Genomic DNA, 1757 nt, shown 5'->3' with positions numbered 1-1757 from the left:
GAAACCTCCTTGGAGATGCTCTTGCTGTACGTGTTGAGGGCTGCCTTGGCCGAGGCATAGCCGGTTGTCGCCTCGGGTAATGGAAGATTTCTCTGGATCGAGGTCACGTGGATAACGACGCCGCTCCCCTGAGCGACCATGCCGGGGATGAGAGCACGATCAAGCCGGACCGCCGGAAAGAAGTTGAGATTGAACTCCCTGTCCCACTCCTCATCGGTGAGCGCTGCAAAGCCGCCCGAAGGAGCAGACGAGCCGCCGAGCACGTTGACGAGGATATCGAGCCCGCCAAGATCCCGATGCACTGCGTCGACGACGGTTTGGACCCCCGCCGTGGTGGTCAAGTCGGCTTCGACGAACGCCGCACCGGAAAAGTTCGCCGGCTTGGTGCGCGCGGTGGTCAGCACCCGGGCGCCAAGCTCCTGGAAGAGCGCCACGGTTGCGGCGCCGGCGCCCGACGTACCGCCGGTGATCAGGGCCCGACGCCCCTGCAGCGTGAGGAACTGGGTCATACAGTGATCTCCAGTTCTGCGACCTTGTCACCCGCAAGCACGAAGAGGAATCGCAGATCAATCGGGCTGCCGGGGAACGTGCCGACGGCATGGGCCGTCACCTGGGTCTTCCCGTTCTCAGTGGCGATCAGGAAGGGTTCGACCGTGTAGCTGTATTGCTTGCTTTCATCAGCCATCCACTTGCGAATGGCATCACGACCCCAGTGGGTCTTGCCCTTATCCTTCACGCTGCCGTTTTCGTCAAAGGCGGCTGCGACAGCATCGGGGCTGCCATCTCGGTCGGCGTCGAAATAGGCTTCGATGCCCTTGGGTAGTTTGATCGTCATCCTGGTCTTCCAATCATGTTTCCAGCCTGTGCCGGCTGTGGGCCGCGACCCTCCGAAGGCCGACCAGGACAATCTAGGGCTGGACGATTGACTTGATAACTGGGACAAATCAGGATGAGACATTGCGAAAAGAGGGATAATGACGCGATCTGTACTTGTCGATCTGGACGCCGTTCTCAGCATCGCCCGCCTGGGCTCGTTTCGGGCGGCCGCGCTCGAGCTCGGCATGTCGACGACCGCGCTCAGCAATGCCATCGCAAAGCTTGAGCAGCGCCTGGCCGTTCGTCTGTTCAACCGCACAACGCGAAGCGTTTCGCTCACCGATGCGGGCAGGACCTTTGTCGAGCGGGTTGGGCCGGCGATGACTGATATCCACGATGCTATGCTCATCGTCCAATCTCTTCAGGAAATTCCGACAGGCACATTGCGCATCAATGCCTTTGCGACAGCGGCCCGAGAGGTAATGGAACCGCTCATCCTGTCGTTCATGCGGCGCTATCCTCAGGTGCATATCGATCTGGTCACGGAGGGACGGATCGTCGACATCGTTGCGGCGGGCTTCGACCTGGGCCTGAGGCCGGCCGATCTGGTGCCGACCGACATGATTGCCGTGCCACTCGGCCTGAGACGCAGCAATGCCGTCGTGGCATCACCCGACTTCCTGCGCACCTATGGCAGGCCCACCGTACCAGCCGACCTATACCGGTTTCGCTGCATCCGTGCGCGTCTCCCCAACAACGCGCTTCTTCGGTGGAAATTCGAAAAGGACGGGAACGCTGTTCAGATCGATGTGCAAGGCTCGATCACCCTCGACGAACCAAGCCTTGTCAGAATGGCGGCCCAAAACGGAGTTGGGCTCGGATACGTCATGGAAGCTGATGTGCGCGATGACATTGCCGCGGGGCGATTGGTGCGCGTTCTC

General features: G+C 60.8%; 3 protein-coding genes. 1 reads left to right on the top strand and 2 read right to left on the bottom strand.

What is annotated here, in order from left to right; translation table 11 throughout:
• Both AC2YI2_RS34905 and AC2YI2_RS34900 read right to left on the bottom strand, forming a co-directional pair.
• Nucleotides 1-509 (bottom strand): oxidoreductase (locus AC2YI2_RS34905; RefSeq protein ID WP_487391105.1); only part of this gene is annotated, 509 nt, incomplete at its 3' end.
• On the bottom strand, nt 506-835 hold the full coding sequence (locus AC2YI2_RS34900) for a nuclear transport factor 2 family protein (RefSeq protein WP_487391104.1): 330 nt from the start codon (nt 833-835) through the stop codon (nt 506-508). The genes AC2YI2_RS34900 and AC2YI2_RS34905, both read right to left, overlap by 4 nt.
• Before the next feature lie 139 nt (nt 836-974).
• Between AC2YI2_RS34900 and AC2YI2_RS34895 the strand changes: the two genes are divergently transcribed.
• Nucleotides 975-1757 (top strand): LysR family transcriptional regulator (locus AC2YI2_RS34895; RefSeq protein WP_487391103.1); only part of this gene is annotated, 783 nt, incomplete at its 3' end.

The organism is Rhizobium sp. SRI_017 (genome assembly GCF_057586295.1).
Note: the sequence above shows the minus strand (reverse complement) of the source record. Positions and strands in the feature narration are given on the sequence as shown.

Bases quoted from the DNA above. Each gene is read 5' to 3' on its own strand.
- AC2YI2_RS34900 (WP_487391104.1), bottom strand. From the start codon at position 835: ATGACGATCAAACTACCCAAGGGCATCGAAGCCTATTTCGACGCCGAC.